The organism is Haematospirillum sp. 15-248, assembly GCF_012102665.1.
Taxonomy (GTDB): Bacteria; Pseudomonadota; Alphaproteobacteria; order Rhodospirillales; family Rhodospirillaceae; genus Haematospirillum.
In genome coordinates, this window is the sequence record NZ_JAAVTF010000001.1 from 186,351 (window position 1) to 210,137 (window position 23,787).

Genomic DNA, 23,787 nt, shown 5'->3' on the forward strand with positions numbered 1-23,787 from the left:
CCCGCGATAATCCTTCTGTTCCAGAGAATTAAGCAAGCATTGACACGCGACCTCCGGGGTGCCGTTCAAGGCGCCCCGCCAACTCCAGCTCCAAGAGAACCATGGAGACAGCAGCCGGAGACAATTGGCATTGCCGGATGATTTCGTCAACAGTCACAGCAGCAGGTGACAGCAAACCGCCAACAATCTCTCTGGCCTCTGCCAAGGTACTTTCGTTGAAATGCGACGGTTTTCCCATGGAAAAACGGGTGTGTCCGGGTTCGCGGAACGGCGTGTGCCCGGCATTGCCCAACGCGAAAAGAATATCATCCGCGCTTCTGACCAGTGTTGCACCATCCCGTATCAGATTGTTGGGGCCTTCACTACGGGGGTCCAGGGGTGATCCCGGTACGGCAAAAACATCTCGCCCCTGTTCAGCGGCCATACGTGCTGTAATCAACGAGCCGGATCGGGCTGTTGCCTCCATCACGACCAAGCCTCGTGACAGGCCGGATATGATACGATTACGTCGTGGAAAATGGCGGGCTTGTGGCTCAGTCAGAGGAGGCATTTCAGAAACAATAGCACCTGTGGCCCGGATTTTATCATACAGATCCTTGTTCTCGGGTGGATAGATCACATCGGGGCCGCCAGCCATCACAGCAATGGTTCCTGTTTGTAGAGACCCTTCATGTGCGGACGTATCAATGCCGCGAGCTAGTCCAGATACAACGGTCATCCCTGCCTTCCCAAGATCCATGGCCAGCCGCCAAGCCAGTTGACGTGCGCTTGCTGATGCGTTTCGTGCTCCGACAATGGATACGCAGGGATTTTTCAGGACTGACTCATTGCCCATGATATAAATGCAGGGTGGTGCATCATCGATTGCAGACAAAAGAGCAGGATAGTTTGGTTCAATGGCACAAAGCAGCCGTGCACCCACTGTTTTGGCTGTCATCAGCTCATGCTCTGCTGTGCTGGTGGAGCATATCTTGATGGGTTTGCCCCGTCCTCCACGGCGAGCCAATTCCGGCAAGGCATTCAAAGCATCACGGGGTGTTCCAAATCGGTCAAGAAGTTTGAAAAATGTAATGGGGCCAACGTTCTCACTGCGGATCAAGCGAAGCCAGCTAATCTTGTCGGAGTGAGACAGGGTGGAGGCGGGGGGAGAGAAAAGAGTCGTCATCATGACGATATATTATCTATCCAAGGTTATATATCAAGGCGATGATTGACCTTCCAATACTCTTCCCCATTATTACCAAGCGTTAATGTTAATTTTTCTGCTCAGCAGGGGTGATATGCGTCCAGTCACAATTGTGTATACAGGTGGTACCATTGGAATGGAGCTTGGTGAGAGGGGGTGGCGTCCTGCTGCTTCCTTTGTCTCGCTCCTTGATCGTATGCTGCCGGGTTGTATGGATGGCAGGGATGTGGTGCTGGAATATGCCCCTGCTGTTGACAGTGCTCATGTTGATCCTGCTCTTTGGTACAAGATCGGTCGCGAGTGTGTACGTGCGACATCATCTGGCCATGGTGTCATTGTCGTGCATGGTACTGATACATTGTCCTGGACAGCCGCAAGCCTTGCCCTGCAACAGGTTGCATGTGGAGCACCTGTTGTTCTGACTGGTTCCATAATCCCTTTGGTTGTTCATGGCAGTGATGGTATCGGGAATCTGGAACAGGCACTTTCAGTTGCGCGGGACCCCGATGTCCATGGCGTTCTCGTTTGCTTTGGAGGCCGCATCATCCCTGCTGTACGCAGCCGTAAAATATCTACATCAACTCCTGATGCGTTTCGTGATGTTTTGTCCTTGGCGCATGCAGATGCTTCATGGTTAATCCCGAGCAACGATGGGATTCGTCTCGGTTCCCCACCGCTGTCACCAACTGTTATAGACATTGGTTTTGTTACCTGCCATCCGGGGCTCTCTGCCGGGTTCTTGGCTGGGCTGACGGCATGGAATCCAAGTGGATTGGTTCTGGAATGTTTTGGCAGCGGTACAGCTCCTTTTGTAGAGGGAGCCTTGCAACGGGTACTATCCGATCTGGTGCATCACGGAACATTGATCGTTGCTGTTAGTCAATGCGCGGACGGAGCCATCGATCTGGATCATTATGAGGCAGGTGCGGTGCTACGCGATGCAGGTGTCCTTGCAGGGCGTGGCCTGACACGGGAAACGGCTTTTGCCAAGCTACACCTTATCTTGTCTCATAGCCTGCGTGGCCAGAAAGCCGCCGATATGTTCCTTCGTGATTTTTGTGGAGAAACGCGGATCTGCTAGTTACTGTGCCTTTCTCAGCCTGATCTTTGACTCTGTGCCTTGAAGGAGCCGTCGTATGTTTTCATGATGGCGTACGAAGGCAAGAATGGCCAAGACGGCAAACGCCGCAGTATGGGCCGGGGAGGCCAAGAACCATGCTGAAACCGGGGCTGTACCCAAGGCCATCAAGGCAGAGAGAGAAGAGTAGCGAGTCAGAAGTGCCATCAGAAACCAGACGCTGCACGCTATGGCTCCGACAGGCCAAGCTGTCAGGAATAAAACGCCCAGCGTGGTGGCAACTCCTTTACCCCCCTTGAAGCGAAGCCAAATCGGGAAGTTATGCCCCAGAACGGCGGCACATCCGGCAACAAGGCTGCCAGATGCGTCAACCAGTATTCCGGCCAGCGCAGCTGCAATACCTCCTTTGCCCGCATCCATGACCAAGGTTGCCAGCGCCAGATCCTTGCGCCCTGTACGCAGGACATTGGTGGCGCCGATGTTTCCCGATCCAATGGATCGAAGGTCGTACCCAAACGGCTTCGTCAGCACAATACCGAACGGTATGCTGCCAAAAAGGTATCCAAAAACAGAGCATAGAAGCAGGGCAAGCTCTGCAGGCACCTCAGGTACCGTGAACATAAATTGTTTTCCCGTCAACAATGGTACGCAACACCCGCCCCTGTAAGAGGTGTCCGTCAAAAGGCGAGTTTCTGGAGCCTGAGCAAGACTTGTCTGCACTGTACTTCCAAGGCTTGTCTAGATCTACCACAATCAGATCGGCAGGGTACCCTGCCGCCAGCTTTCCGGCTTTGAGACCAAGTATGCGTGCTGGGTTGAGACTGAGAAGAGCAAGAGACCGCAATATGGGCATGCTCCCATCGTGGACCATACCCAGCGTCAGGGGTAAAAGCGTTTCCAGTCCAAGACCTCCGCAGGCGGCACGCGCGAAGGGAACATCTTTTGCGTCACTATTCTGCGGCGCATGGTCGGAAACGATGGCATCGATGGTGCCATCCATCAGGCCGGTAATGACAGCTTTTCTGTCACTTTCGGATCGTAGCGGGGGGCTTAGTTTCGCCGATGTGTTGTAGCCGGATATGGCCAGTTCATTCAGTGTAAAATAAGGAGGGGCTGTGTCGCATGTGACAGAAAGCCCCTTTGCTTTTGCCTGGCGTATGGCCTCGACACTGTCTGCTGTCGAGATCAGTGATGCATGATAGCGGGCACCGGTCATCGCGACAAGGCGCAGGTCTCGCTCGAGAAGGATGACTTCAGCCTCGGGTGGTATGCCGGAAAGGCCCATGCGAGTTGCCAGTTCTCCACTGGTCGCAACACCCTTTGCCAGTGAGGGGTCTTCCGGTCTCTGGATTAACAGAAGCCCGTACATGGACGTATACTGCATGATCCGCCTTAGCGTGCCTGCATTCGATACGGCGTGCTCTCCATCGGTAAAAGCGATGGCGCCCGCTGCAGACATAAGGCCATACTCAACCAGCTCTGTTCCTTTTGCCCCGGCTGTGGCCGTTGCATAGGGATAAATTTTCACGGCTGAATCTGTGCGTGCCTTGTTCAGGACAAAGGCAAGGGCTGCTTCGTTGTCAACCAGAGGATCCGTTCCGGGAAGGCCGGCGACTGAGGTTACGCCGCCCGATGCAGCCAGTAACCCAGTCGTGCGTAGTGTTTCCCTGTGCGCAAATCCCGGTTCGCGCAGATGGGTTCGCATGTCAACCAAACCAGGCGCAAGCGCCATGTTTCTGCAGTCAATTGTACTGTCTGCATGTATCGCGCCTGAGTGCTGCAAATGCGGCCCGCAATCAAGGATAAAAGACCCTTCAACCAGAAGGCCACCCGGAACATCCAGGTCAACGGATGGATCCAGAAGGCGGGCGTTGAAATAGTGCGTACGATGCATGGACGTTTCTGTTCCCGGGGTGGCTTACAAGCCATTATTCTCGGCATTGCGGATCAGGATATCCAGAATGGCCATACGGGCCGCAATGCTCATTTCAACCTGTTGGCGAATTAATGAACGATCAAGATCGTCAGCGACATCGGAATCAATTTCGATACCCCGATTGATGGGTCCCGGGTGCATGACAAGCGCATCGGGTTTGGCCAAGGCAAGTTTGTCGCGGTTCAGGCCAAAGAAGTGAGCGTATTCACGGGCAGAAGGAATGCAGGATTCACCAAGGCGCTCATTCTGTACGCGGAGCATCATGATAATGTCAGCATCCCGTATGCCTTCACGCATGTCGGTAAAGGGAGTTACGCCCATGCATTCAATATGCGAGGGCAGCAATGGGCGGGGCGCAACAACCCGGATATTAACCCCCATGGTGCTCAAAAGATGAATATTGGACCGCGCAACCCGGGAATGGGCGATGTCTCCACAAATGGCAACCTCCAATCCCGCAAGCCGCCCCTTGTTTCGCCGTATGGTCAGGGCATCGACAATGGCTTGCGTCGGATGCTCGTGCAGGCCGTCGCCAGCATTGACGACGGCACACTGTACATGCTTGGACAGTAGCTTTGCTGCGCCTGAATCATGGTGGCGAACAACCAGTATATCCAGCTTCATGGCGTTCAGGGTTACGGCCATATCAACAAGGGTCTCACCTTTGCAGATGGAGGATCCTGCCGATGTCATGTTAATGACGTTGGCCCCCATTTTGAGTCCGGCAAGCTCGAAAGAAGCCCGTGTGCGGGTTGATGCTTCCATGAACAGGTTGACCTGCGTCCGTCCTGTCAGGCGATTGGACTCATACCGGGGTTGGCGATTCCTGTCTGCATAACTATCCGCGAGATCGAGAAATTCTTCAATCTCGTGAGGGTACAACCCCTCCATACCAAGAAAATGCCTATGAGAGTATGCCGGATTTTTCATAAGGGCGGACTATGAAGTTAAAACATCATTCCGGCAAGGGGAGAATGGTGTGCGCTAGGGCTTTATGGCGGCCCTGCATGCCATGCAAGGAAGTCATATATCGATTGACGGTAGATTTATTTGTCTGCAAAAGCAATGGCATCAAGGAAACCTTGAAGAATCCAGGATGCGGCGTTTCTATCCACGGTTTTCGCCCTTTTTTTGCGGGACATGTCCAGCTCATCAATCATGACGCGTTCTACGGCTGCGGTTGACAAACGTTCATCCCAGAATGCGATTGGAAGCTGGGATATTGGCTGTTCCAGCGCTCTGATATTATCGGCAAACGTTCTTGTCGACTGGCAGCGACGTCCTTCTGTTCCATCCATTTCCACCGGAAGCCCAAGGACCAGGCCGGCTATTTCGTACTCTGCAACCAGCTCGGATAATAGGGTCATGTCCTTGGTGAATTTGGTTCGCCGGATTGTTGTGAGCGGAGTAGCGGTGATCAGCAAGGGGTCTGACAGGGCGATGCCTATGGTCTTGGTGCCAAGGTCCAGCCCGGCCAGCCTGCCGGCGGTGGGCAGGGCGTGTTTCATCTGCAAGGGCGAAAGACCTGTCACAGGAAGTGGTGCGGGGTTGTTGCAGTCAGTCATGACGAGTGATACCTTCCGGCGATTTTACGCGTGTACAGCCCCGGATCGGCGCGTACTGTGTGCCGACGGGGATGCTCCCAAGACACTTACTCCCGCCAGGAGACTTTTTTCAATGTCGCTCGACAAAGATATCGTCCGGAACGTTGCGTTCCTAGCCCGTATTGAGGTGCCCGAAGACAGGCTTGATCCTCTGGCCAGCCAGCTTTCCGGTATTCTTGACTGGGTTGAACAGCTTGCTGACGTCAATACCGAAGGAACAGAGCCTATGACCAGCGTGACGGATGCGGTTCTGCGCTGGCGGGAGGATATCGTCTCTGATGGCGGTATGTGTGACTCCATTCTGGCCAATGCGCCGGAAGCCATGGATGGTTTTTTTGCCGTGCCGAAGGTGGTGGAATAAATGTCTGTTCTTGACCTGACCCTGGCCCAGGCCCGTGACGCCCTGCGCTCTCGCACGTTTTCAGCTGTTGAGCTGGTTGATTCCTACATTAGTGTCATGGAGCAGAAGCGCCCGCTGAATGCCTTTATTACTGAAACAGCGGAGCAGGCGCGCCAACAGGCCGTGGAAGCTGATGCTGCCTTGGCAGCAGGAAGCGCAGGACCGATGACGGGCATTCCCGTTGGCCTCAAGGACCTGTTCTGTACAGAAGGTGTTCGCACTACTGCTGGAAGCCGAATGCTGGAAGGGTTCATTCCGCCTTATGAAAGCACGGTTTCGGCAAATCTGCGAAAGGCTGGTGCTGTTTCGTTGGGCAAGCTGAATCTGGATGAATTCGCTATGGGTGGATCCAACCAGACAAGCTGGTTCGGCCCGGTTCGTAACCCGTGGAAGCCACGTGGCCAGGATGTGGACTTGGTGCCCGGCGGATCGTCCGGTGGATCTGCTGCTGCTGTTGCGGCCCGTATGGTGCTGGCCGCAACGGGTACAGATACCGGTGGATCTATCCGGCAACCTGCTGCTTATTGTGGGATTACGGGTTTGAAGCCAACGTACGGGCGTTGTTCCCGGTATGGCACCATTGCCTTTGCAAGCTCCTTGGATCAGGCTGGCCCCATGACCCGCACGGTTCGCGATGCGGCAATTATGCTGGGCGCGATGGCTGGCTTTGATCCAAAAGATTCCACCAGCGCAAACATTCCGGTGCCTGATTTTGAGGCGGCCCTGACTGGTGATATCCGTGGTTTGAAGATTGGTATCCCGGCTGAATATCGTTCGGATGGCCTGGATCCCGAGGTTGCTTCCCTGTGGGACAAGGGGGTGTCGTGGCTGAAGGATGCGGGGGCCGACATTCATGACATAACCTTGCCGCACACCCGGTATGCTCTCGCAACGTATTATATCGTTGCGCCAGCCGAAGCCTCTTCGAACCTGGCTCGTTACGATGGTTTACGCTTCGGGATGAGGGTGGAAGGCAAGTCCCTAGACGAGATGTATGCTAAAACCAGGGCGGCAGGGTTCGGTGAAGAGGTGCAGCGGCGTATCCTGATGGGGACCTATGTCCTGTCTGCCGGGTATTATGATGCCTATTACCTTAAAGCCCAGAAAGTGCGGTCCTGCATTGCGCGGGATTTCCGCGATGCCTTCCGGTCGGTTGATGCGATCTTGACGCCAACCGCCCCGACCGCAGCTTTCGCGCTGGGTGCAAAAATGGATGATCCTATCGCAATGTATTTGAATGATATTTTTACAGTCCCTGCCTCATTGGCCGGTTTGCCCGGATTATCTGTGCCTGCGGGATTGAATGCATCGGGTCTGCCTCTTGGACTCCAGATCATCGGTCGTCCTTTTGATGAGGAGACTGTTCTGCGAGCCGGGGATGTTCTGGAAAAGGCCGCCAGTTTTCCGGGTGTTCCGGCTTTGGTAAAGGGATAAGGCGCGATGAGCTATCATATCAAAGGTGAAACCGGGGACTGGGAACTGGTTGTCGGGCTTGAGGTTCATGCCCAGGTTATCTCTCAATCCAAGTTGTTTTCGGGTGCCGCAACAACGTTCGGAGCCGAGCCGAACACGCAGGTTTCGTTTATTGATGCCGGCTTTCCCGGCATGCTGCCGGTTATCAACGGCGTGTGTGTGGAGCAAGCCGTTCGTACGGGTTTGGGGCTGAAAGCGCAGATTAATAAACGCAGTGTTTTTGCGCGCAAGAATTATTTTTATGCTGACCTGCCCCAAGGGTATCAGATCAGTCAGTATGATCAACCCATTGTTGGCGAAGGGCAGATCGTTCTGGATTTGCCCGATGGATCAAGCCGTACGGTTGGTATCGAGCGCCTGCATCTTGAGCAGGATGCAGGGAAATCCGTTCATGACCAGCACCCTGCAAAGTCTTTGATTGACCTGAATCGTTCCGGTGTTGCGCTTATGGAGATTGTTTCCAAGCCAGATATGCGTACGCCGGAAGAAGCCGGTGCATACTTGCGTAAGTTGCGCTCCATTCTGCGTTACCTTGAAACATGTGATGGCAATATGGAGGAAGGCTCCATGCGTTGCGATGTCAACGTATCGGTCCGCAAAGCCGGGGAGCCATATCGGACACGTTGTGAGATCAAGAACGTCAATTCCGTTCGCTTTGTCATGCAGGCCATTGAATATGAAGCCCGCCGCCATGTTGAAGTGTATGAAAGCGGTGGCCAGATTGTTCAGGAGACACGTCTGTTTGACTCCTCACGTGGTGAGACACGGTCGATGCGGTCCAAGGAACATGCGCATGATTATCGGTATTTCCCTGATCCGGATCTTTTGCCCCTGGAGTTTGATGATGCGTTTGTTGAGCGCATCAAGGCAACGTTGCCCGAGCTTCCTGATGATAAAAAAGCGCGGTTTGTATCCTCCTATGGCCTGACACCTTATGATGCAGGCGTTCTGGTTATGGAGAAGGAAACTGCTGCTTATTTTGAGGAGGCAGCGGAGGGACGTGACGGAAAGCAGGTTGCGAACTGGTTGATCACAACGCTTTTTGGTGGCCTGAACAAAAAGGGGCTTTCCATTTCACAAAGCCCGGTCAGTCCATCCCAGCTTGGTCAGTTGGTGGATCTGGTAAAAGACAACACTATATCCGGGCGGTTGGCGAAGGACGTTTTTGAGATCATGATGGAGGAGGGAAAAGATCCTGCTCTTATCGTGGAAGAGCGGGGTATGAAGCAGGTTACAGACAGCAGTGCGATTGAAGCTGCCTGTGATGCTGTTATTGCAGCTAATCCCGAGAAAGCTCGGGAAGTGCGGGATGGTAAAGAAAAGCTGGTTGCCTGGTTTATAGGGCAGGTTATGAAGGCAACTCAAGGCAAGGCCAATCCAGGTGTGCTGCAAGAAGTTCTCAAGAAAAAGTTGCTTGGTTAGAAAGCTGTGACTTTCTCTATGCGGGATAAAAAAAAGGCCCCGAGCTATTCGGGGCCTTTCAAATTATTGCGTATAAACCTTACCCGGCAGCAGGCTTGCTGGCCAAGGATCGATTATTCGCATGTTGATGAGCATCTCCGGCACGGTGACCCTTGACGCCATAGTACAGAATATAGGCGTAGCATACGAGCGGCACAAAGAACGCGGCCAGAAGCCCGACTTGATCAGCAACAAAGCCGTGGATCAGGGGCACAATAGCCCCACCGACAATGGCCATACACAGAATACCCGATGCTTTGCTAGTATGATGACCAAGCCCCCTGACCGACAGGGTAAAGATTGTTGGGAACATGATGGAGTTGAACAGGCCAACGGCTATCAAGGACCACATGGCAACATGGCCACCGGACAGGATAGCTGTAATGATCAACCCTATAGCAATGGTGCAGTTGAAGGACAGAAACGCTCCGGGATTCACATAGCGCATGATGGCTGCCCCAACAAAGCGTCCAACCATTGCGCCACCCCAGTACAGGGACAGGTAAAAACCAGCCTCGGCTTCTGGAAGGCCTGCGATCTCCGGCATTGCTAACAGATTAATCAAAAAGCTGCCGATTGCCACTTCTGCACCGACGTACATGAAGATACCGATGGTCCCCAAGACCAGATGACGATGGGACCAGATGCTGCCATGGTTTTTTGCATCAGTGCTCTTGTCCAGATCAATGACCGAGTTGGTATTTCTGATATCTGGCAACTTGATGAACATCAAAGCGAGCGCATTGGCGATCAGGATACCTGCCAGCCACATGTACGGGCCTTGCACAGAAGCGGCTTCTTTTGCCCGATATGCAGCCTGCTCTAGCTCTGACATGCCTGCCAGTTCGCTGGCTGACAAGACAACCGTACTCAGGATGAACAAGGATCCAAGGTACGGAGCAATTGTTGTGCCGACGGAATTAAATGCCTGAACGACAGCAAGGCGACTGGATGCTGTTTCCTGCTTGCCGAGAATGCTGACATAAGGGTTCATGCAAACTTGGATCAGGGTAATGCCAGAGGCCAAGATAAACAGCGCACCCAGAAAAAGCGGATAGGACCGTTCGCTGGCTGCAGGCCAAAAGGCCATACACCCGGCAGCCGTCACCAGAAACCCCACAACGAGGCCACGTTTGTAGCCGATCCGTTCAGCCAGCATGCCCGAAGGCAGGGACACGAAAAAATAAGCGGTAAAAAAGCAGAACTGGACCAGTGCGGCCTCGGCATAGCTGAGTGTAAAAACAGCCTTCAGATGAGGTACAAGCACGTCGTTCAGGCATGTAATCATACCAAGGAAAAAGAACGGTGCGGTCAACACGGCCAATGGGCCAAAATAGGAGCGATTTTGATGTGCAGTGGACATCGGAACAGCCTTTGTTCAGCGCTTCTGAAACAAACCGGTTCTTTTGCCGGTTTCCCCAAAACGGGGGTATGCGTGATGCCTTCAGATGCCTGAATTCTTTTGTCCTGACAACCCCCGATTTCCTTCTTTCTCCATAGGACAGGATAAGGCATCACCATGTTGCGGTTTGAATTCATGTCGCAATGCAAAATTGTGCGATGGTGCAAATACAAACCGTCCTTTGGCCTTTATCAATCTCAAGTTATTGTTTGATTGATAAAATCACGGGCTACGTCTTCCCAGCGTCGGATTGGCGCCAGCAACAGGCTTTGATGCATGCTCTGCCATAACGTGTCATCGGACAGCAGGCGGATTGTTGCGTCTGCGAAAGATCGAGGGTTGGCTGTCATTGTGACAAAGCCTGTGTTTTTGTCTGTTATTCTTTCAGGCAGTGCCCCTGTATCATTGACGATGGCTGGAACGCCACAGGCTTGAGACTCGGCAATGGCCAGGCAGAAGCTTTCTGGTACCGTTGAGGGGTAGCAGTGCACCCTCATTGACCTCAGGGCGGATGCCAGACTATTCCTCTGCAGGGGAGGGTTGAGGAAAACGCCCGCAGTATGTTGCGCTTTTTCAAGAACAGCCTGCGTTTCTTCTGAACCACCTTCCCGCTGGCTCATAATGCCCGGCCCCGTAAACAGGTGCAGCTCGGCTGAAGGAATGGCAGGAACAACATGCTGTTTCCACATATCGAGCAGGGGATCCAGTCCACGCAGGGGATTGGACAGGAAAACGGCACGTGGTCCGGGGGGGATAGTTATGTGGGGGGAGGGGTAAAATACGGGATCGACACCATGAGGTATAACAAGCCGCCGCCCTGGAACCCATGCCGGAAGGGTAGAGGCATGGAATTTTGACAAAAAGACCATGGCAGACTTGCGCCTGACAAGAGGCCACAGGTAGCGTGTCTTGAGAAGGTATTGGGCGGGATTATGGATCCAGAAAGCAACGTGCCTTGCCTTTGGAATAAGGCGCAGCACCGTATGTCCCCGGTTGGCAATGTACAAGTCGGCTGATTCCGGGTGGTTCCCGTCGATGGGTTCCCAGTTCACGCCATTATGTAGAAGTGAGGTATTGGAGTTTGTCAGACATGTTACATGGTGCCCCAGTCTGGCAAAGGCTTCGGCAAGCCAGATAACACAGCTTTCCGCTCCCCCAAGAGGTCTCTGCTCCAAGCATAATCCGTTAAAATGAACGCCATCATCAGCAATAATAATTCTCACCGGCCCGTAACTTTCATTGGTGTGCAATTGTTATGGATCTGCTAAGGGAGCATAATCGACCCGCATCCGTTTTTCCGGAAAAATATTGAGTGCAATGAAATTTGATCTTTTCGCCCGCTGGTTGCCTATCGTTCGTCGGCTCTCTCATCATGATGGGAGGGTCGGGTTATCCTATGATGACGGCCCTACTCCGGAAGCAACGCCGGGAATATTGAAGCTTTTGTCGGAGTATAATGCCGGTGCAACCTTTTTCCTGTCAGGGTGCCGCACCGTTCAGTACCCCGATCTTGTAGCAGACATTGTGCGGGCAGGGCATCCGGTTTATGCCCATGGGTGGGACCATATTCGTCTTGACCATGCCGGTCCTGAACGTCTGAAAGCCGACCTTCTCAGGGGAGAGGAGCTGCTGGCCCGTTTCCGTCCGACGCCAGATCCTTATCTCGTCCGTCTTCCTTATGCTGGTGGCTATCGTAATCCAAAAGTCCATCATACCATTCGCTCGTTCTGGCCTTCTGCCCAGGTTGCTCACTGGTCGTTGCATGTTGATGATCCCGGCTTGGCACGTATGTGCAAGACACCTGATGAGGTGCGCCTCGAAGGACAGAAGCGGATTGATGTTGCACTGGATACGGGCAGTCTGGAAGGGGCGGTGATGTTGCTGCACGATATGGCCTTTGATATAGACAGCTCCGTGCGTGCCGAAACGTCCTTAATTTTGACCGAGCAGTTTTTGGGGGGGCTTGCCAAAAGAGGGTTACGTGCCTGTCCTATGGATATATGTTCAGCGCCAAGCATCCTGGATCGTTTCCTCCTGCTATAATTGGCGATAGTCTTAACATGCCTCGAGAGGGGATCTTGTTGTGAGACAAAACAGCGCAGAGTATCCCCAAACCCCTGATCCCATTGTTCTTGTCTTGAATGTGGTCTGGGTTCTATTGGGTGGTTTTGTGATGTTCTTGGGCTGGGTTCTGGCCGCTTGTCTGATGGCCTTGACCATTGTCGGGATTCCGTGGGTCAGGTCTTCCCTGAATATTGCATTTTATTCGCTATGGCCTTTTGGCCGTATGGCTGTTGACCGCCAGGATTTATACGGGGAGCGTGATATCGGGACGGGGGTCTGGGGTCTTTTGGGTAATGTGCTGTGGTTTGTCCTTGCCGGTTGGTGGCTGGCGTTGGGCCATATATCGTCTGCCTTGGCTTGCGCTATTACTCTTGTTGGTTTGCCGCTGGCATGGGCGCATTTGAAGCTGGCGTGGATTTCCATCTTCCCTGTAGGAAAGGCCATTGTTGAGATCCCCAAAGGAATGGGACCGCGTTTGTAGTCAAGGAACGTGTTCCTTCGTCTGAGATCTGTACGCAAGGGAAAGAGCATCATACCGTGCGGGAAAGGGGCCTTTTTGGTTGATGCGGGAGGATCCGTACTTTATTCATTATTTCTATGGGGTTGGTAGTTTTGAAAGAAAAAGAAAGGTTTCTTGGTATGGCATTGTCGATGATCCGGAAGTTCATGCATATGGAGGCTGCCGGAGGGCTTTGCCTTGTCGGTGCGGCATGCATAGCCCTTCTTTTAGCCAACAGTGCGGGGGCACCCTTTTATCAAGACTTTCTGACGACAAAGCTTGCTGTGACCTTCAATGGAGCTGGTATAGACAAGCCTCTTCTTCTTTGGATCAATGATGGCCTTATGGCTGTCTTTTTTCTTTTGGTAGGTCTTGAAATCAAAAGAGAAGTCCTTGAGGGAGAATTATCATCCCGCAAGAAGGCGTTGATGCCCGGCATTGCTGCGCTTGGTGGTATGATAGGGCCTGCTCTCGTCTATATCGCTTTCAATATGGCGTGGCCTGACAGGTTGAATGGATGGGCTATTCCCGCAGCAACCGATATAGCATTTGCCTTGGGAGTTATGGCTCTGGCAGGGAAGAGAGTTCCGGCTACGCTCAAGATTTTTCTTTTGGCCTTGGCAGTCATGGATGATCTTGGAGCCATTATTATTATTGCATTTTTTTACACCAGCCACCTTTCCATGCTTTCTCTGGGGTTGGCTGTTATAGCAATCATGATTTTGTTCAGCCTGAACAAGGCGGGAATCAACCGAATAACTCCCTACGTTCTTGTTGGTATCTTTTTGTGGGTTTGTGTGTTGAAGTCCGGTGTTCACGCCACGTTGGCGGGGGTTGTTCTTGGACTGGCTATTCCTTTGCGTGGATCTGGCCAAGCTTCAGAGTCTCCCTTGAAGCATGTCGAGGAAGCGCTTCATCCATGGGTTGCCTTTGGAATTATGCCGATCTTTGCGTTCTCTAATGCAGGCGTTTCATTGGCTGGCGTTACATATGATGTTGTTTTCAGCACCATTACGCTTGGTATTGGTCTGGGGCTTTTCATTGGAAAGCAGGTTGGGGTTATGACCTTTACCTGGTTTGCATCGGTTCGTGGCATAGGCTCCTTGCCCAAAGGGGTGTCGTGGGCTCAGTTTTATGGGATGTCTGTTATTACGGGCATTGGTTTTACCATGAGCTTGTTTGTCGGTACGCTTGCCTTCCCTTCTGGCCTTCACGATGCTGAAATTCGTCTTGGTGTTCTGGGGGGGTCTTTGCTGTCAGCTCTTGTTGGATTGCTTATTCTTAAGAGGGCAACTCCTGTGGAGAAGGTCGAAGAGCTAGCCTAGCTGACACTTGTGCCTTGGTGCTGCGAGGGATTGTGGCACCAAGAGCTTGTGTAAAAGCGTTCAGTTCAAGGGTGATGATTATTATATCGATTACATGCGGATATATATTGAGTAATATTATTATAAATTGTTTTGTAATTTTGTGATTTTTGATCATTGTCTTATATTGACATCAGAATAAATTAGCATGGAGCGAGTTATGGATTCTGGGAAGAGCGATATGAATCCAACGCCTGACTCTGCAGAAGACAATGCCTTCTTTCCCTCTCCCTATTCTCTCGCGCAATTTACCTCTCAGATCTCCAATCTATCTGATGCAGAGTATCCAAGTGCATACAAGGGTGGGCGGTGGAAAGTATTGGTCATTGGCGCGGATGAGCGCTACCTGCTGCTTGATAATGGAACTTTTTTTTCTACGGGGAATCACCCGGTAGAAACCCTGCTTCCTATGTATCATCTTCATAAGGCCGGATTTGAATTCGATTTTGCTACCCTCTCTGGCTATCCGATAAAGTTCGAGTTATGGGCAATGCCTCGTCAGGATACGGAAGTGGTAGGGCTGTATAGAAAGTATAATGCTGCCATGAAGAGCCCAAGGCGGTTGGGGGATGTTGTGGAGACAGCTCTTGGTCAGCACTCTGATTACATAGGCGTTTTTATACCAGGTGGACATGGCGCCCTGATAGGTTTGCCCGACAGCTCTGAGATGAAGGCATTGTTGGAATGGGTTGCGGAGAAGAATAAATTCTTGATCTCTATTTGCCACGGACCTGCAGCTTTTTTGGCTGTTGGTGAAGATAGCCTTCTTTATAGGGGCAAAAAGATTGTTGCCTTCCCCGATGTAATGGATGCAAAAACACCGGAGGTCGGCTATATGCCGGGGCATTTGATATGGAAATTTGGTGAGAAACTGAAGCGGCTGGGCTTTGAAATACTCAATGACCAAATCTCCGGGCAAGTCCATAAGGATGGAAGAATCCTCACAGGCGATAGCCCGCTTGCCGGGAACGCATTGGGAAAGCTGGCTGCGCGGGAGCTCCTAGCCGAGGTGAATAGAAAGGACTGATCCTGTCAACGATTCTGCAGACTTTTGGGGCTATTTTTCTATTTTCTTGCGGGCCCAGAAAATACAGCTAAACGCCAAGGCAACGTAATTATTTTTTCCAGAAGAAGTGTGGTCAAAGTTTGCTCAAACGCAACGGGCGTTCTGTAAACTTCTTATAAATCAATGCTTTAGAGAACGAACATGGCGGAGCGGGAGGGATTCGAACCCTCGGCACGAGTTACCCCGTGCGACAGTTTAGCAAACTGCTGGTTTCAGCCACTCACCCACCGCTCCTTGAATTCACATGGCGCATGACGCTGAACACGGTGTTTTCTATCGAAATATAAACTAGAGGTCAACATGTTAAAGGAAGGTACCGAAAATTTTTCAGGATTCACGTGTTTCCAAGTCATGGAGATGACCTGATTCATTATCTTTAGGAGTAAAGCGTTGTTTCAGGAAGCGAATAGCATGACACAGTCCATACTCGTCAATACCGTGAGGCAGCCCTTGGCATGTGACGGTACCCACATCAACGCAGTTCTCCCGCAGAGCACGTTCAGCTAGTTCCATTGCCGGGTAGGGGACCACAGGATCTGCATCGCCATGAACGAGAAGTACGGGGGGGCGTGATGTCACTTCATTGGGAAGCACCTCCGCCCCAACTAGGGCCCCTGAGAAACCAACGACAGCAGCTAAAGACGTTCTTTGTCGCAGTGCAACATGCATAGCCATCATCGACCCTTGGGAAAATCCAACTAAGGCAATGCGCTCTAACGGAATCTTCTCCTTCTCGGTAATGCTATCCATAAAGTTCTGTAGGTAGGGAGCTGCTGTCCGTGCACCTTGCAGCAGACGGGTGTGGATAGGGGACATGGTTTCGGGCTCCCGCCGCATCATGTCCGGATCATAGGAAGCAAGACTGAACCATTGCCGACCTGAAGGAGACATTTCGCAAGGTTCAGGGGCATGCGGGGAGTAGAAGACCGTTCCGGGCAGGGCTTCTCCCATCTGTGGGGCAAGCCCGATAAGATCATGACCGTCAGCGCCATAGCCATGCAAGAAAATGACCGCTTGCCGGGTGTTGGAGTTGGCAGGGTGACGGTATTCTGGCCCGGAAAGAGACATGGAGTACATCCCTGTTTGTTATGCGCAGTTTTGCTATTCCGGTTTTTCTTTTGCTTTCTTTGCAATCCTGGCAGGCGTGCGCCGTTTTGCAAGTTTCTTGGTGGGCGCCGTCTCTTCAGATGTTTCTTGGGCCTCAGCAGAAGAGGGGGAACGGCGGCGCGTCGACTTCTTGGGGGTTTCTAATGTCGTCTCATTGCCTTCGTCTACTGCAGCGCTATGCTGTACTTGGTTCGCTTCGTCAGAGGCTGGAGTGGAGCGGCGGCGTGCTTTCCGACGAGGCACAGAGTCCTTCTTGGGTGCTTCATTGACCTCGGAAGGTTCTGCTGCAGATTCCGATCTCATATCTTCATGGCTGGTACCTTCCGGCTCAGCAAATGCTGATGCGCCCCGCTTTCTGGAGGGACGCTTGCGTGTACGGCGTGTGCTTACAGGGCGTTCCGCCTCAGGGGTGATTATCTCTTCCTTATGTTCAGCGAACGGCTTTTGTTCTTCTGCCAGTTCTGTCATGCCTGTACTTGGATCTACGTTCCTGTCCGATTTTTCTTCTCTCTCTTCGGGAGGGAAAGGAGCGGGTAACGGTGTGAGACCTGATGCCACCCGCAGGGCATTTTCTTCTGTACGTGTCAGTGGGGCAAGGAGGAAGGCGGGTGTTATCCCACCGAATGCAACGGCATTATCGGAAAAGGTCATCTCTGCAACTTCATAGGCAGGGTGTGTCTTGTCACGTCCACGCCCCTCATGTCGTCTATTGTCACGTGGGCGCCGCTCTCCACGGGCGTTGCCTGACCTCATGTCTTCTTGCTGCCTGCGCGGATTACTCTCATTCCGTACCTCGGGTAACAGAACGGCGGGATCTGCCCCTTCAATGGCAACGCGGGGTATTTCCTTGCCTGTCAGCTTTTCAATAGAGGCAACCAGCTTCGCATCCTCTTCTGTTGCTATGGTCCAGGCAACACCATCGCGTCCGGCACGACCTGTGCGGCCAATGCGGTGCACGTAGTCTTCGGCGTGGAGAGGGACATCAAAATTAAAAACGTGGGACACATCGGCAATGTCAATGCCCCTGGCCGCGACGTCGGAGCAGACCATCAGCCGGATTTCCCCTGCCTTGAAGGCTGCCAGTGTTGCAGTCCGTTCGGATTGGGCCATGTCCCCATGCAGTTGTGCGCAGTCAAAGCCGTGTTTCTTGAGCGAGCGATGCAAAATGGAAACATCGCGTTTGCGGTTACAAAAGATGAAGGCATTCCGGACATCTTCCACCTGAAGAATGCGCCGCAGGGTTTCCCGTTTTGCGCCGGATTGAACAACAAGCATCTTTTGAAGCACAGTTTCAGCAGCAGTCGCTTGGCGCGCGACCTTGACTTCCTTGGGATTGTTCAGGAACACGTTTGTCAGCCTGCGAATTTGGTCATCCATTGTTGCCGAGAAGAACAGGGTTTGCCGCAGGGGAGGCAACAGGGAAACAATGCGTTCAACATCGGGGATGAAGCCCATATCCAGCATGCGGTCGGCTTCATCGATAACTAGAATTTTTACATCGCGGAGGATGATCCGACCTCTTTCAAAGAGGTCGATAAGCCGACCAGGTGTTGCCACAAGAACATCGACGCCCCGGTCAAGAAGTTTTTCCTGCTCGGTAAAGCTTTCCCCGCCGATAAGAAGCGCCATTGAAAGGTTGTGATACTTCCCGTACAGGGTGAAGTTCTCAGCCACCTGGTTCGCCAGTTCCCGCGTGGGGGCAAGAATAAGGGACCGGGGCATGCGCGCCTTGGCACGTCCGTTGGCCAGAATATCGATCATGGGCAAGGTAAAGCTTGCCGTTTTGCCGGTTCCGGTCTGGGCAATGCCCATGACATCGCGCCCCATAAGAACCCAGGGGATGGCCTGTTCCTGGATGGGGGTAGGCGTTGAGTATCCTACTTCGGTAACGGCTTGGAGTGTTTCAGGGCTCAGGCCCAGATCGGCAAAATTCATGGAAGTCGCAGCACGGCCTGTACAGTTGGCGATGGAGCGGCAGTGGCATGGACACGCCCATGCCCGGTTCCATCATCATGGAGTTTGGGGGGCGATAATAGATAGTCCTCCGGCTCTGTCAATCATTGCTGCGGTTCCTTGTCATAACATATTTATCTTTGATTGCTAATGCTGCATCGCGCTATCTTCAATGGCTGTGAATGCCAACTAGGGAGGGTGGTGCAGTGAGGGCGCGGGTACAGGATTCTGTCCTGTTTGTAATTGATGTCCAGGAAGGTCGGTGCCCGATTGTTGATAATCCCCGCAAGGTTATCTTTAATTGTGCCCGATTGCTGAGGGGGGCATCCATGTTCGGGATTCCTGCCGTTGTGACCGAGCTGTGTCCCGATATTTTTGGGCCCGTCATGCCTGATTTGCGCGATCTTCTTTCGGATCATCGCCCTGTTGCCCGACGTGCTCTGTCCTGCTTGGCGGACCAAGATGAGCATTCTGTGGCAACACGGTTGGCAGGGAAGGCCGTACGATCCGTTATTGTTGGCGGCGTAGAGGCCCATGTTTCCGTTCTCCAGACCGTTCTGGACCTTTTGGCTGCGGATTATCGTGTGTTTGTGGTTTCTGATGCCTGCTCATCGCGTCATGCTGACGAAGAGCAGGTTGCCATGGCACGTATGCAAGCGCTGGGGTGTCAGATTATTACAACGGAAATGCTTCTTTTTGAATGGGTTGGTACAGAAGATAGCCCAGTCTTCCGTACTCTGATGGACAGCTTGATCCGGTAGGAAGAGAAGCAGGGGATTGTTGATGCCTTGTAATATAGCCAGTGGGCATTTGATCATCTGTTCAGGCGTGTCCACTTGAAGGTATTGCCAAGCGACGTTCGCTACGTACCACCCGCCATGCCAGCAGCAACACCAGCACGCCGCCGATCAGTGACAGCGTACACGCCGGCGTCAGCAGCGCAGTAACCGGCCAGCGTCTACCGATCAAGAACGTGTTGATCGCGGCGCCGATAACTGACCCCGACGCCAGCACCAGACCGGTATAGCCGAGCCACTGCGCCGGCAGTTCCAGCGCTGCAAAGTGGAACGACGCCAGCTGATAATAGCTGAACATGCAGATATTGAATAGTGCCACCAAGAGCGCACTGTGCCAACTATCGGGATCCTTTGTCATTTTTCCCAGGGTGCCGAAAAACGAAATCCGGGCAATCTGTTGCGGGCGTGTTTCCGGCAGCTGCCAGCCGGCATATCCCAACAGCAAGGCTGCCAGCAGTACGCTGAAGCTGCCACTGAACAGCGCGGCGATTGATGCCAGTAGATAAAGAGCCAGCCCAGATAATGCGGTGGGACGACGTCCGGTCACGTCTCACATCCGTCCCCACGCCCAGAGCGAAGGCGAAAAAGTAACAAGAGAGCGTTTGCGCCGCCATTTCGGCGCTCACCCGGAACCCGTCCGCAATGTGCGTCAGCGCCGGGCTGTAAATGGTTTCCACCACCTGGGGAAACATCATCATTGACGTCACCAACGTCAAAGTCAGTTTACGTTGCATAGCTGATCTTGTGGCCAAAAAAGACGGTGTAAGATATTATTTTTAGAATATTATTTTTTTGTGTTGCTATCTATCATAATGATATAAATCAATAAATTTATAAAGCATCAGACCATAGCCTCTCCTTGTTGCCAAGATGGCTTGTTGTTTGCTTTTTTCATGCCGCCGCTGCAATGCCATTTTAGAATGATTTTTTTATATTTTACTCCTTAAGATATAATCTTTGCTCGTCGAGATATCAGTTCTGTGTGTAGTATTTTGTTATTGTTTGTTTTACATTGACTTGATCTCCAGTCTGTCAGGATCTGTTCCTTGACCGTTTCCTTATGTTGCTGATTGCAGGTCCATGAAGCTGGTTTGATTTCTGATGTACCAAGATAAGTGAAGCTTGACATCTGTGGGTCAAGGAGATACGGTGCGCCCTCTTTCCAGACCAGAAAGTGTTTGAGGGTGTTGGAGTTATGCGCGTCCGGAATTCTCTTAAGTCGGCCAAGACTCGTGACAAGAACTGCCGTGTAGTTCGTCGCAAGGGCCGTGTGTACATTATCAACAAGAAGAATCCGCGCATGAAAGTGCGTCAAGGCTGATATCTTGTACGGTGTTACATTTTTATAGGTTCCTGTTTTGCTTGATCTCTTGGTAAGATTTGGCAGCCAGTATCCGTAGAAGGGCCACGCAAAAGCGTGGCTTTTTTATTGTCCGTGTCTACTCTACCCCAAAACAGGGTAGCCCTTCTCTGTTCAGGGCTACCCTGTTCGCTGCGGCCTATCGCTTACAGGTTGTCGCCAATCTCTGCTATGCGCAGGATATTTGTGCTGCCAGGGGTACCGAACGGGACGCCTGCAATGATGACGGCTTTGTCTCCAGCTTGTGCCAATTGGTCCCGTTCAGCAAGCCGGGTTGCCTTTTGCACCATGTCCCCGAAATCACGAACGCCTTCAGCGGTTACGGCGTGAATGCCCCAAACCAGAGCCAGTCGTCGGGCAACCCGGACATCAGGAGTCAGGCCCAGAATGGGTACGGGGGGCCGTTGACGAGCTTGCCGGAAGGCTGTAGAGCCAGACGAGGTAAACGTGACAATTGCTTTGGCTTCAACCGTTGATGCAACTTGGCTTGCTGCGGCACAAATGGCATCAGCGGCGGTATTTTCAGGTTTCAAGGGATGAGAGTTGATAATCTGGCGATATGTTTCATCATGTTCAACGCTGGCTATGATTTTGCTCATGATTGAGACAGCTTCTGCAGGGTATTGTCCTGCTGCGGTTTCCGCCGAAAGCATGACAGCATCGGCTCCGTCATAGACAGCTGTTGCTACATCGGACGCTTCAGCTCGGGTTGGCGTGGGGGCATTGATCATGCTTTCCAGCATCTGGGTTGCCACAACAACGGGCTTTCCCTGTTGGCGGCAGACAGACAGAATTTTCTTCTGCAGGATGGGAACCACTTCCGGTGGACACTCAACTCCCAGATCGCCGCGGGCAACCATAACGGCATCTGACAGGTTTACGATATCGTGTAGGGCGGTAATGGCTTGTGGCTTCTCCAGCTTGGAAATAATACCAACCTGATTACCTGTCAGGGCGCGTGCCTCCGCAACATCCTCTGCCCGCTGCACAAACGACAGGGCGACCCAGTCCACACCAAGAGAAAGGCCGAACATCAGGTCTTTCCTGTCTTTTTCGGTCAATGCAGAAATAGGGAGGACTTCACCGGGAACATTCAGGCCTTTGTTATTGGAGAGAGTGCCGCCGACAACAACAGTTGTCATAGCGTGATTCTCACCGCGCGCTATAACCCGTACCCTGATCTTGCCATCATCCATCAGGAGCTCGGTGCCGACCTTCAGTACCGCGAAAATTTCCGAGTGTGGCAGGCAGACACGGGTCTTGTCACCAGGGTTTTTATCCATGTCCAGACAAAAATTCTGGCCATTTTCAAGAGTAACCTTCCCTTGGGCAAAGGTTCCGACCCGTAGTTTCGGGCCTTGCAGGTCCATGATAATGGAGATCGGCCTTCCGGTTTTCTCTTCGGCGGCACGGATCATATTGTAACGGGTCCGGTGATCCTCGTGTGATCCATGGCTGAAATTCAGCCGGAAAACATCGGCACCTGTGCGTGCCAGCATTTCAATTTGTTCGGCCGTTGAGGACGAAGGGCCGAGGGTGGCAATGATTTTGGCGTGGCGTTCGCGTCTCATGGAGTTACTGTTCTTTTCATAGGGTGATGCAGGATTGATGAAGTCCCGGGTGATCATCTGAATTCTTTTATGAGGTCATGTTTTTAGCAGGACACAGACGCAAAAGCGACCTGTGATTTTCTGCCGGAGAGTGTGATGATGCCAAGGAGTTTTTCTTCAGGTTGTTCCTGTAACTTTATGTTTTGGTACACGGGATATGGTTACGTTTCTTGATACCGCCTCGCTGCTTGATGCCGATGAACCTGCTCCTTTCGAGATTTTTAATCCGGATGGGCGAGCTCCTGTGTTGTTCGTGGCAGATCACGCCAGCAACCGCATTCCACGCTGTCTTGGTGGGCTTGGATTGTCTGTTGCCGATCAGCAAAGACATATCGCCTGGGATATTGGGTCTGCTGATCTGACCATGTCCCTATCCCTTCTTTTGAATGCGCCCGCTGTCTTGTGTGGTTATTCGCGCTTGGTCATTGATTGTAACAGGTTGCCCGGAGACCCGGATTCCATTCCTGTGTCCTCTGACGGAACCGTTGTTCCCGGAAACTGCGATTTATCCGAGGCAGGGCAGGAAATCCGTACAACGGATATCTTCAATCCCTATCATCAGGCTGTGGCTGACACGCTGGCACACATGTGGCGCCGTTGTCCTAGTGTACCACCGGCCCTGCTTGCCATTCATTCCTTTACACCGCAGCTGCTGTCGATCAAGCATCCTCCCCGTCCTTGGCAGGTGGGGCTTTTGTGGAATCGTGACCCCCGGCTTGCGGTTCCACTGATGGATAGGCTGCGCGCATTACAAGGTGGCTTTTGCATCGGAGACAATCAACCTTACAGCGGGCGTGATATTGCCTTTACTGTTGATCGCCACGCAGCCTCTGCCGGTTTACCGCATGCGGGCATCGAAGTCCGACAGGATGAAATTGATACCAAGAATAAGGCGCATGTATGGGCTTGCCGCCTCGTTGAGGTTCTGGGGCCATTGGTCGGTCACCCTGATGTGCATAGGGTTTGTCATTATTAATGCTGCACGGGTGTCCTTTCTCTTGACCAAACCCGGATAGTTCGGAGTAAGACAGAGAAACTGTGAAACCCGTGGCCAAGCCCGGGGCCAGGGGCTTTTCCTGCCTCTGCTGCCCGTGCAAATTTGAGGTACATCTGCATATGGAAAGTATGGACAATTCTGCAGCCGAGCAGCTGCGTTCAATCGTTGAGCGCATTGAGCGGCTGGAAGAAGAAAAAACCAATATTGCCTCTGACATAAAGGACATTTATGGAGAGGCAAAATCAATGGGATACGATGTGAAGATCATACGAAAGGTTATCAGCTTGCGTAAAAAGCAGCCCCATGAGTTGGAAGAAGAAGAGCAGTTGCTGACACTCTATCGTATGGCTGTCGGGGTCTGAGCAAAGTATATAAGGGAACGTATCCTTCCCTGAAGAAAGGCTCCTATAGCTTTCTTCAGGGAAGAGAG

At 52.4% G+C, this 23,787-nt stretch carries 23 protein-coding genes and 1 tRNA gene; 12 read left to right on the forward strand and 12 right to left on the reverse strand.

Going from position 1 to position 23,787, the window contains the following annotated elements; translation table 11 throughout:
* Positions 1 to 28: 28 nt before the first annotated feature.
* Entirely contained in the window at positions 29 to 1,168 is a 1,140-nt protein-coding gene (gene dprA, locus HEQ72_RS00825; RefSeq protein WP_245183054.1) for a DNA-processing protein DprA, read from the reverse strand.
* Positions 1,169 to 1,280: 112 nt separating this feature from the next.
* On the opposite strand from dprA, the gene HEQ72_RS00830 reads away from it, so the two are divergent.
* A complete protein-coding gene (locus tag HEQ72_RS00830) occupies positions 1,281 to 2,267 on the forward strand; it encodes an asparaginase (protein ID WP_168019083.1) in 987 nt (328 codons plus the stop codon).
* On the opposite strand, the gene plsY is transcribed toward HEQ72_RS00830, so the two are convergent.
* The 4 genes from plsY to ruvX all read right to left on the reverse strand — a co-directional run bounded on the left by plsY (position 2,268) and on the right by ruvX (position 5,708).
* Entirely contained in the window at positions 2,268 to 2,885 is a 618-nt protein-coding gene (gene plsY, locus HEQ72_RS00835; RefSeq protein ID WP_168022328.1) for a glycerol-3-phosphate 1-O-acyltransferase PlsY, read from the reverse strand.
* Entirely contained in the window at positions 2,869 to 4,158 is a 1,290-nt protein-coding gene (gene pyrC, locus HEQ72_RS00840; protein ID WP_168022329.1) for a dihydroorotase, read from the reverse strand. Before pyrC ends, plsY begins: the two co-directional genes overlap by 17 nt.
* A gap of 24 nt (positions 4,159 to 4,182) precedes the next feature.
* Positions 4,183 to 5,130 carry an aspartate carbamoyltransferase catalytic subunit gene (locus HEQ72_RS00845; RefSeq protein ID WP_168019077.1) on the reverse strand — a complete coding sequence of 316 codons (948 nt, stop codon included), beginning with the start codon at positions 5,128 to 5,130 and terminating at the stop codon, positions 4,183 to 4,185.
* Positions 5,131 to 5,246: 116 nt separating this feature from the next.
* Complete coding sequence (gene ruvX, locus HEQ72_RS00850) at positions 5,247 to 5,708, reverse strand: Holliday junction resolvase RuvX (RefSeq protein WP_415877246.1); 462 nt, start codon at positions 5,706 to 5,708, stop codon at positions 5,247 to 5,249.
* 169 nt (positions 5,709 to 5,877) lie between these two features.
* Here ruvX and gatC point away from each other — a divergent pair, with 169 nt between their 5' ends.
* From gatC to gatB, 3 genes are read left to right on the forward strand one after another with little or no spacing between them, the layout of a single operon-like run.
* Positions 5,878 to 6,165 carry an Asp-tRNA(Asn)/Glu-tRNA(Gln) amidotransferase subunit GatC gene (gene gatC / locus HEQ72_RS00855; RefSeq protein WP_168019073.1) on the forward strand — a complete coding sequence of 96 codons (288 nt, stop codon included), beginning with the start codon at positions 5,878 to 5,880 and terminating at the stop codon, positions 6,163 to 6,165.
* The gene (gatA, locus tag HEQ72_RS00860; RefSeq protein WP_168022330.1) at positions 6,166 to 7,638 is read left to right on the forward strand and encodes an Asp-tRNA(Asn)/Glu-tRNA(Gln) amidotransferase subunit GatA; all 1,473 of its coding nucleotides are present in this window, start codon (positions 6,166 to 6,168) and stop codon (positions 7,636 to 7,638) included.
* A 6-nt stretch (positions 7,639 to 7,644) separates the two neighbouring features.
* Entirely contained in the window at positions 7,645 to 9,099 is a 1,455-nt protein-coding gene (gene gatB / locus HEQ72_RS00865; protein ID WP_168022331.1) for an Asp-tRNA(Asn)/Glu-tRNA(Gln) amidotransferase subunit GatB, read from the forward strand.
* Positions 9,100 to 9,178: 79 nt separating this feature from the next.
* Here gatB and HEQ72_RS00870 read toward each other — a convergent pair whose 3' ends face one another.
* Together HEQ72_RS00870 and HEQ72_RS11330 are read right to left on the reverse strand one after the other, a co-directional pair.
* A complete protein-coding gene (locus HEQ72_RS00870; protein ID WP_168022332.1) occupies positions 9,179 to 10,501 on the reverse strand; it encodes a sugar MFS transporter in 1,323 nt (440 codons plus the stop codon).
* A 236-nt stretch (positions 10,502 to 10,737) separates the two neighbouring features.
* A complete protein-coding gene (locus tag HEQ72_RS11330; protein WP_168022333.1) occupies positions 10,738 to 11,763 on the reverse strand; it encodes a glycosyltransferase family 4 protein in 1,026 nt (341 codons plus the stop codon).
* 94 nt (positions 11,764 to 11,857) lie between these two features.
* On the opposite strand from HEQ72_RS11330, the gene HEQ72_RS00880 reads away from it, so the two are divergent.
* From HEQ72_RS00880 to hchA, 4 genes are all read left to right on the forward strand, one after another.
* A complete protein-coding gene (locus tag HEQ72_RS00880; RefSeq protein WP_168019063.1) occupies positions 11,858 to 12,583 on the forward strand; it encodes a polysaccharide deacetylase family protein in 726 nt (241 codons plus the stop codon).
* Positions 12,584 to 12,623: 40 nt separating this feature from the next.
* Positions 12,624 to 13,085, forward strand: a complete 462-nt coding sequence (locus tag HEQ72_RS00885) for a YccF domain-containing protein (protein WP_168019061.1) — start codon at positions 12,624 to 12,626, stop codon at positions 13,083 to 13,085.
* Positions 13,086 to 13,243: 158 nt separating this feature from the next.
* Positions 13,244 to 14,428, forward strand: a complete 1,185-nt coding sequence (nhaA, locus tag HEQ72_RS00890; protein WP_168019059.1) for a Na+/H+ antiporter NhaA — start codon at positions 13,244 to 13,246, stop codon at positions 14,426 to 14,428.
* Positions 14,429 to 14,627: 199 nt separating this feature from the next.
* Positions 14,628 to 15,494 carry a glyoxalase III HchA gene (gene hchA / locus HEQ72_RS00895; RefSeq protein WP_168022334.1) on the forward strand — a complete coding sequence of 289 codons (867 nt, stop codon included), beginning with the start codon at positions 14,628 to 14,630 and terminating at the stop codon, positions 15,492 to 15,494.
* A 181-nt stretch (positions 15,495 to 15,675) separates the two neighbouring features.
* On the opposite strand, the gene HEQ72_RS00900 is transcribed toward hchA, so the two are convergent.
* The 3 genes from HEQ72_RS00900 to HEQ72_RS00910 all read right to left on the reverse strand — a co-directional run bounded on the left by HEQ72_RS00900 (position 15,676) and on the right by HEQ72_RS00910 (position 18,575).
* Positions 15,676 to 15,767 (reverse strand) — tRNA-Ser (locus tag HEQ72_RS00900).
* 93 nt (positions 15,768 to 15,860) lie between these two features.
* A complete protein-coding gene (locus tag HEQ72_RS00905; RefSeq protein ID WP_168022335.1) occupies positions 15,861 to 16,601 on the reverse strand; it encodes an alpha/beta hydrolase in 741 nt (246 codons plus the stop codon).
* Between the two features lie 33 nt (positions 16,602 to 16,634).
* Positions 16,635 to 18,575 carry a DEAD/DEAH box helicase gene (locus HEQ72_RS00910; RefSeq protein ID WP_168022336.1) on the reverse strand — a complete coding sequence of 647 codons (1,941 nt, stop codon included), beginning with the start codon at positions 18,573 to 18,575 and terminating at the stop codon, positions 16,635 to 16,637.
* Between the two features lie 224 nt (positions 18,576 to 18,799).
* Here HEQ72_RS00910 and HEQ72_RS00915 point away from each other — a divergent pair, with 224 nt between their 5' ends.
* Positions 18,800 to 19,354: an isochorismatase family protein gene (locus HEQ72_RS00915; RefSeq protein ID WP_168019053.1), complete on the forward strand. Its 555-nt coding sequence runs from the start codon at positions 18,800 to 18,802 to the stop codon at positions 19,352 to 19,354.
* A gap of 61 nt (positions 19,355 to 19,415) precedes the next feature.
* Here HEQ72_RS00915 and HEQ72_RS00920 read toward each other — a convergent pair whose 3' ends face one another.
* Positions 19,416 to 19,937, reverse strand: coding sequence for a hypothetical protein (locus tag HEQ72_RS00920; protein ID WP_209316151.1), 522 nt, complete (start codon positions 19,935 to 19,937; stop codon positions 19,416 to 19,418).
* A gap of 648 nt (positions 19,938 to 20,585) precedes the next feature.
* Between HEQ72_RS00920 and ykgO the strand changes: the two genes are divergently transcribed.
* Entirely contained in the window at positions 20,586 to 20,711 is a 126-nt protein-coding gene (gene ykgO, locus HEQ72_RS00925; protein ID WP_081628433.1) for a type B 50S ribosomal protein L36, read from the forward strand.
* A 185-nt stretch (positions 20,712 to 20,896) separates the two neighbouring features.
* Here the strand turns inward: ykgO and pyk are convergent, their stop codons facing one another.
* The gene (gene pyk, locus HEQ72_RS00930) at positions 20,897 to 22,321 is read right to left on the reverse strand and encodes a pyruvate kinase (protein ID WP_168022499.1); all 1,425 of its coding nucleotides are present in this window, start codon (positions 22,319 to 22,321) and stop codon (positions 20,897 to 20,899) included.
* Between the two features lie 196 nt (positions 22,322 to 22,517).
* Here pyk and HEQ72_RS00935 point away from each other — a divergent pair, with 196 nt between their 5' ends.
* Entirely contained in the window at positions 22,518 to 23,336 is an 819-nt protein-coding gene (locus HEQ72_RS00935; protein ID WP_168019051.1) for an N-formylglutamate amidohydrolase, read from the forward strand.
* 140 nt (positions 23,337 to 23,476) lie between these two features.
* Positions 23,477 to 23,719, forward strand: coding sequence for a DUF2312 domain-containing protein (locus tag HEQ72_RS00940; RefSeq protein ID WP_066136850.1), 243 nt, complete (start codon positions 23,477 to 23,479; stop codon positions 23,717 to 23,719).
* Positions 23,720 to 23,787 lie beyond the last annotated feature (68 nt).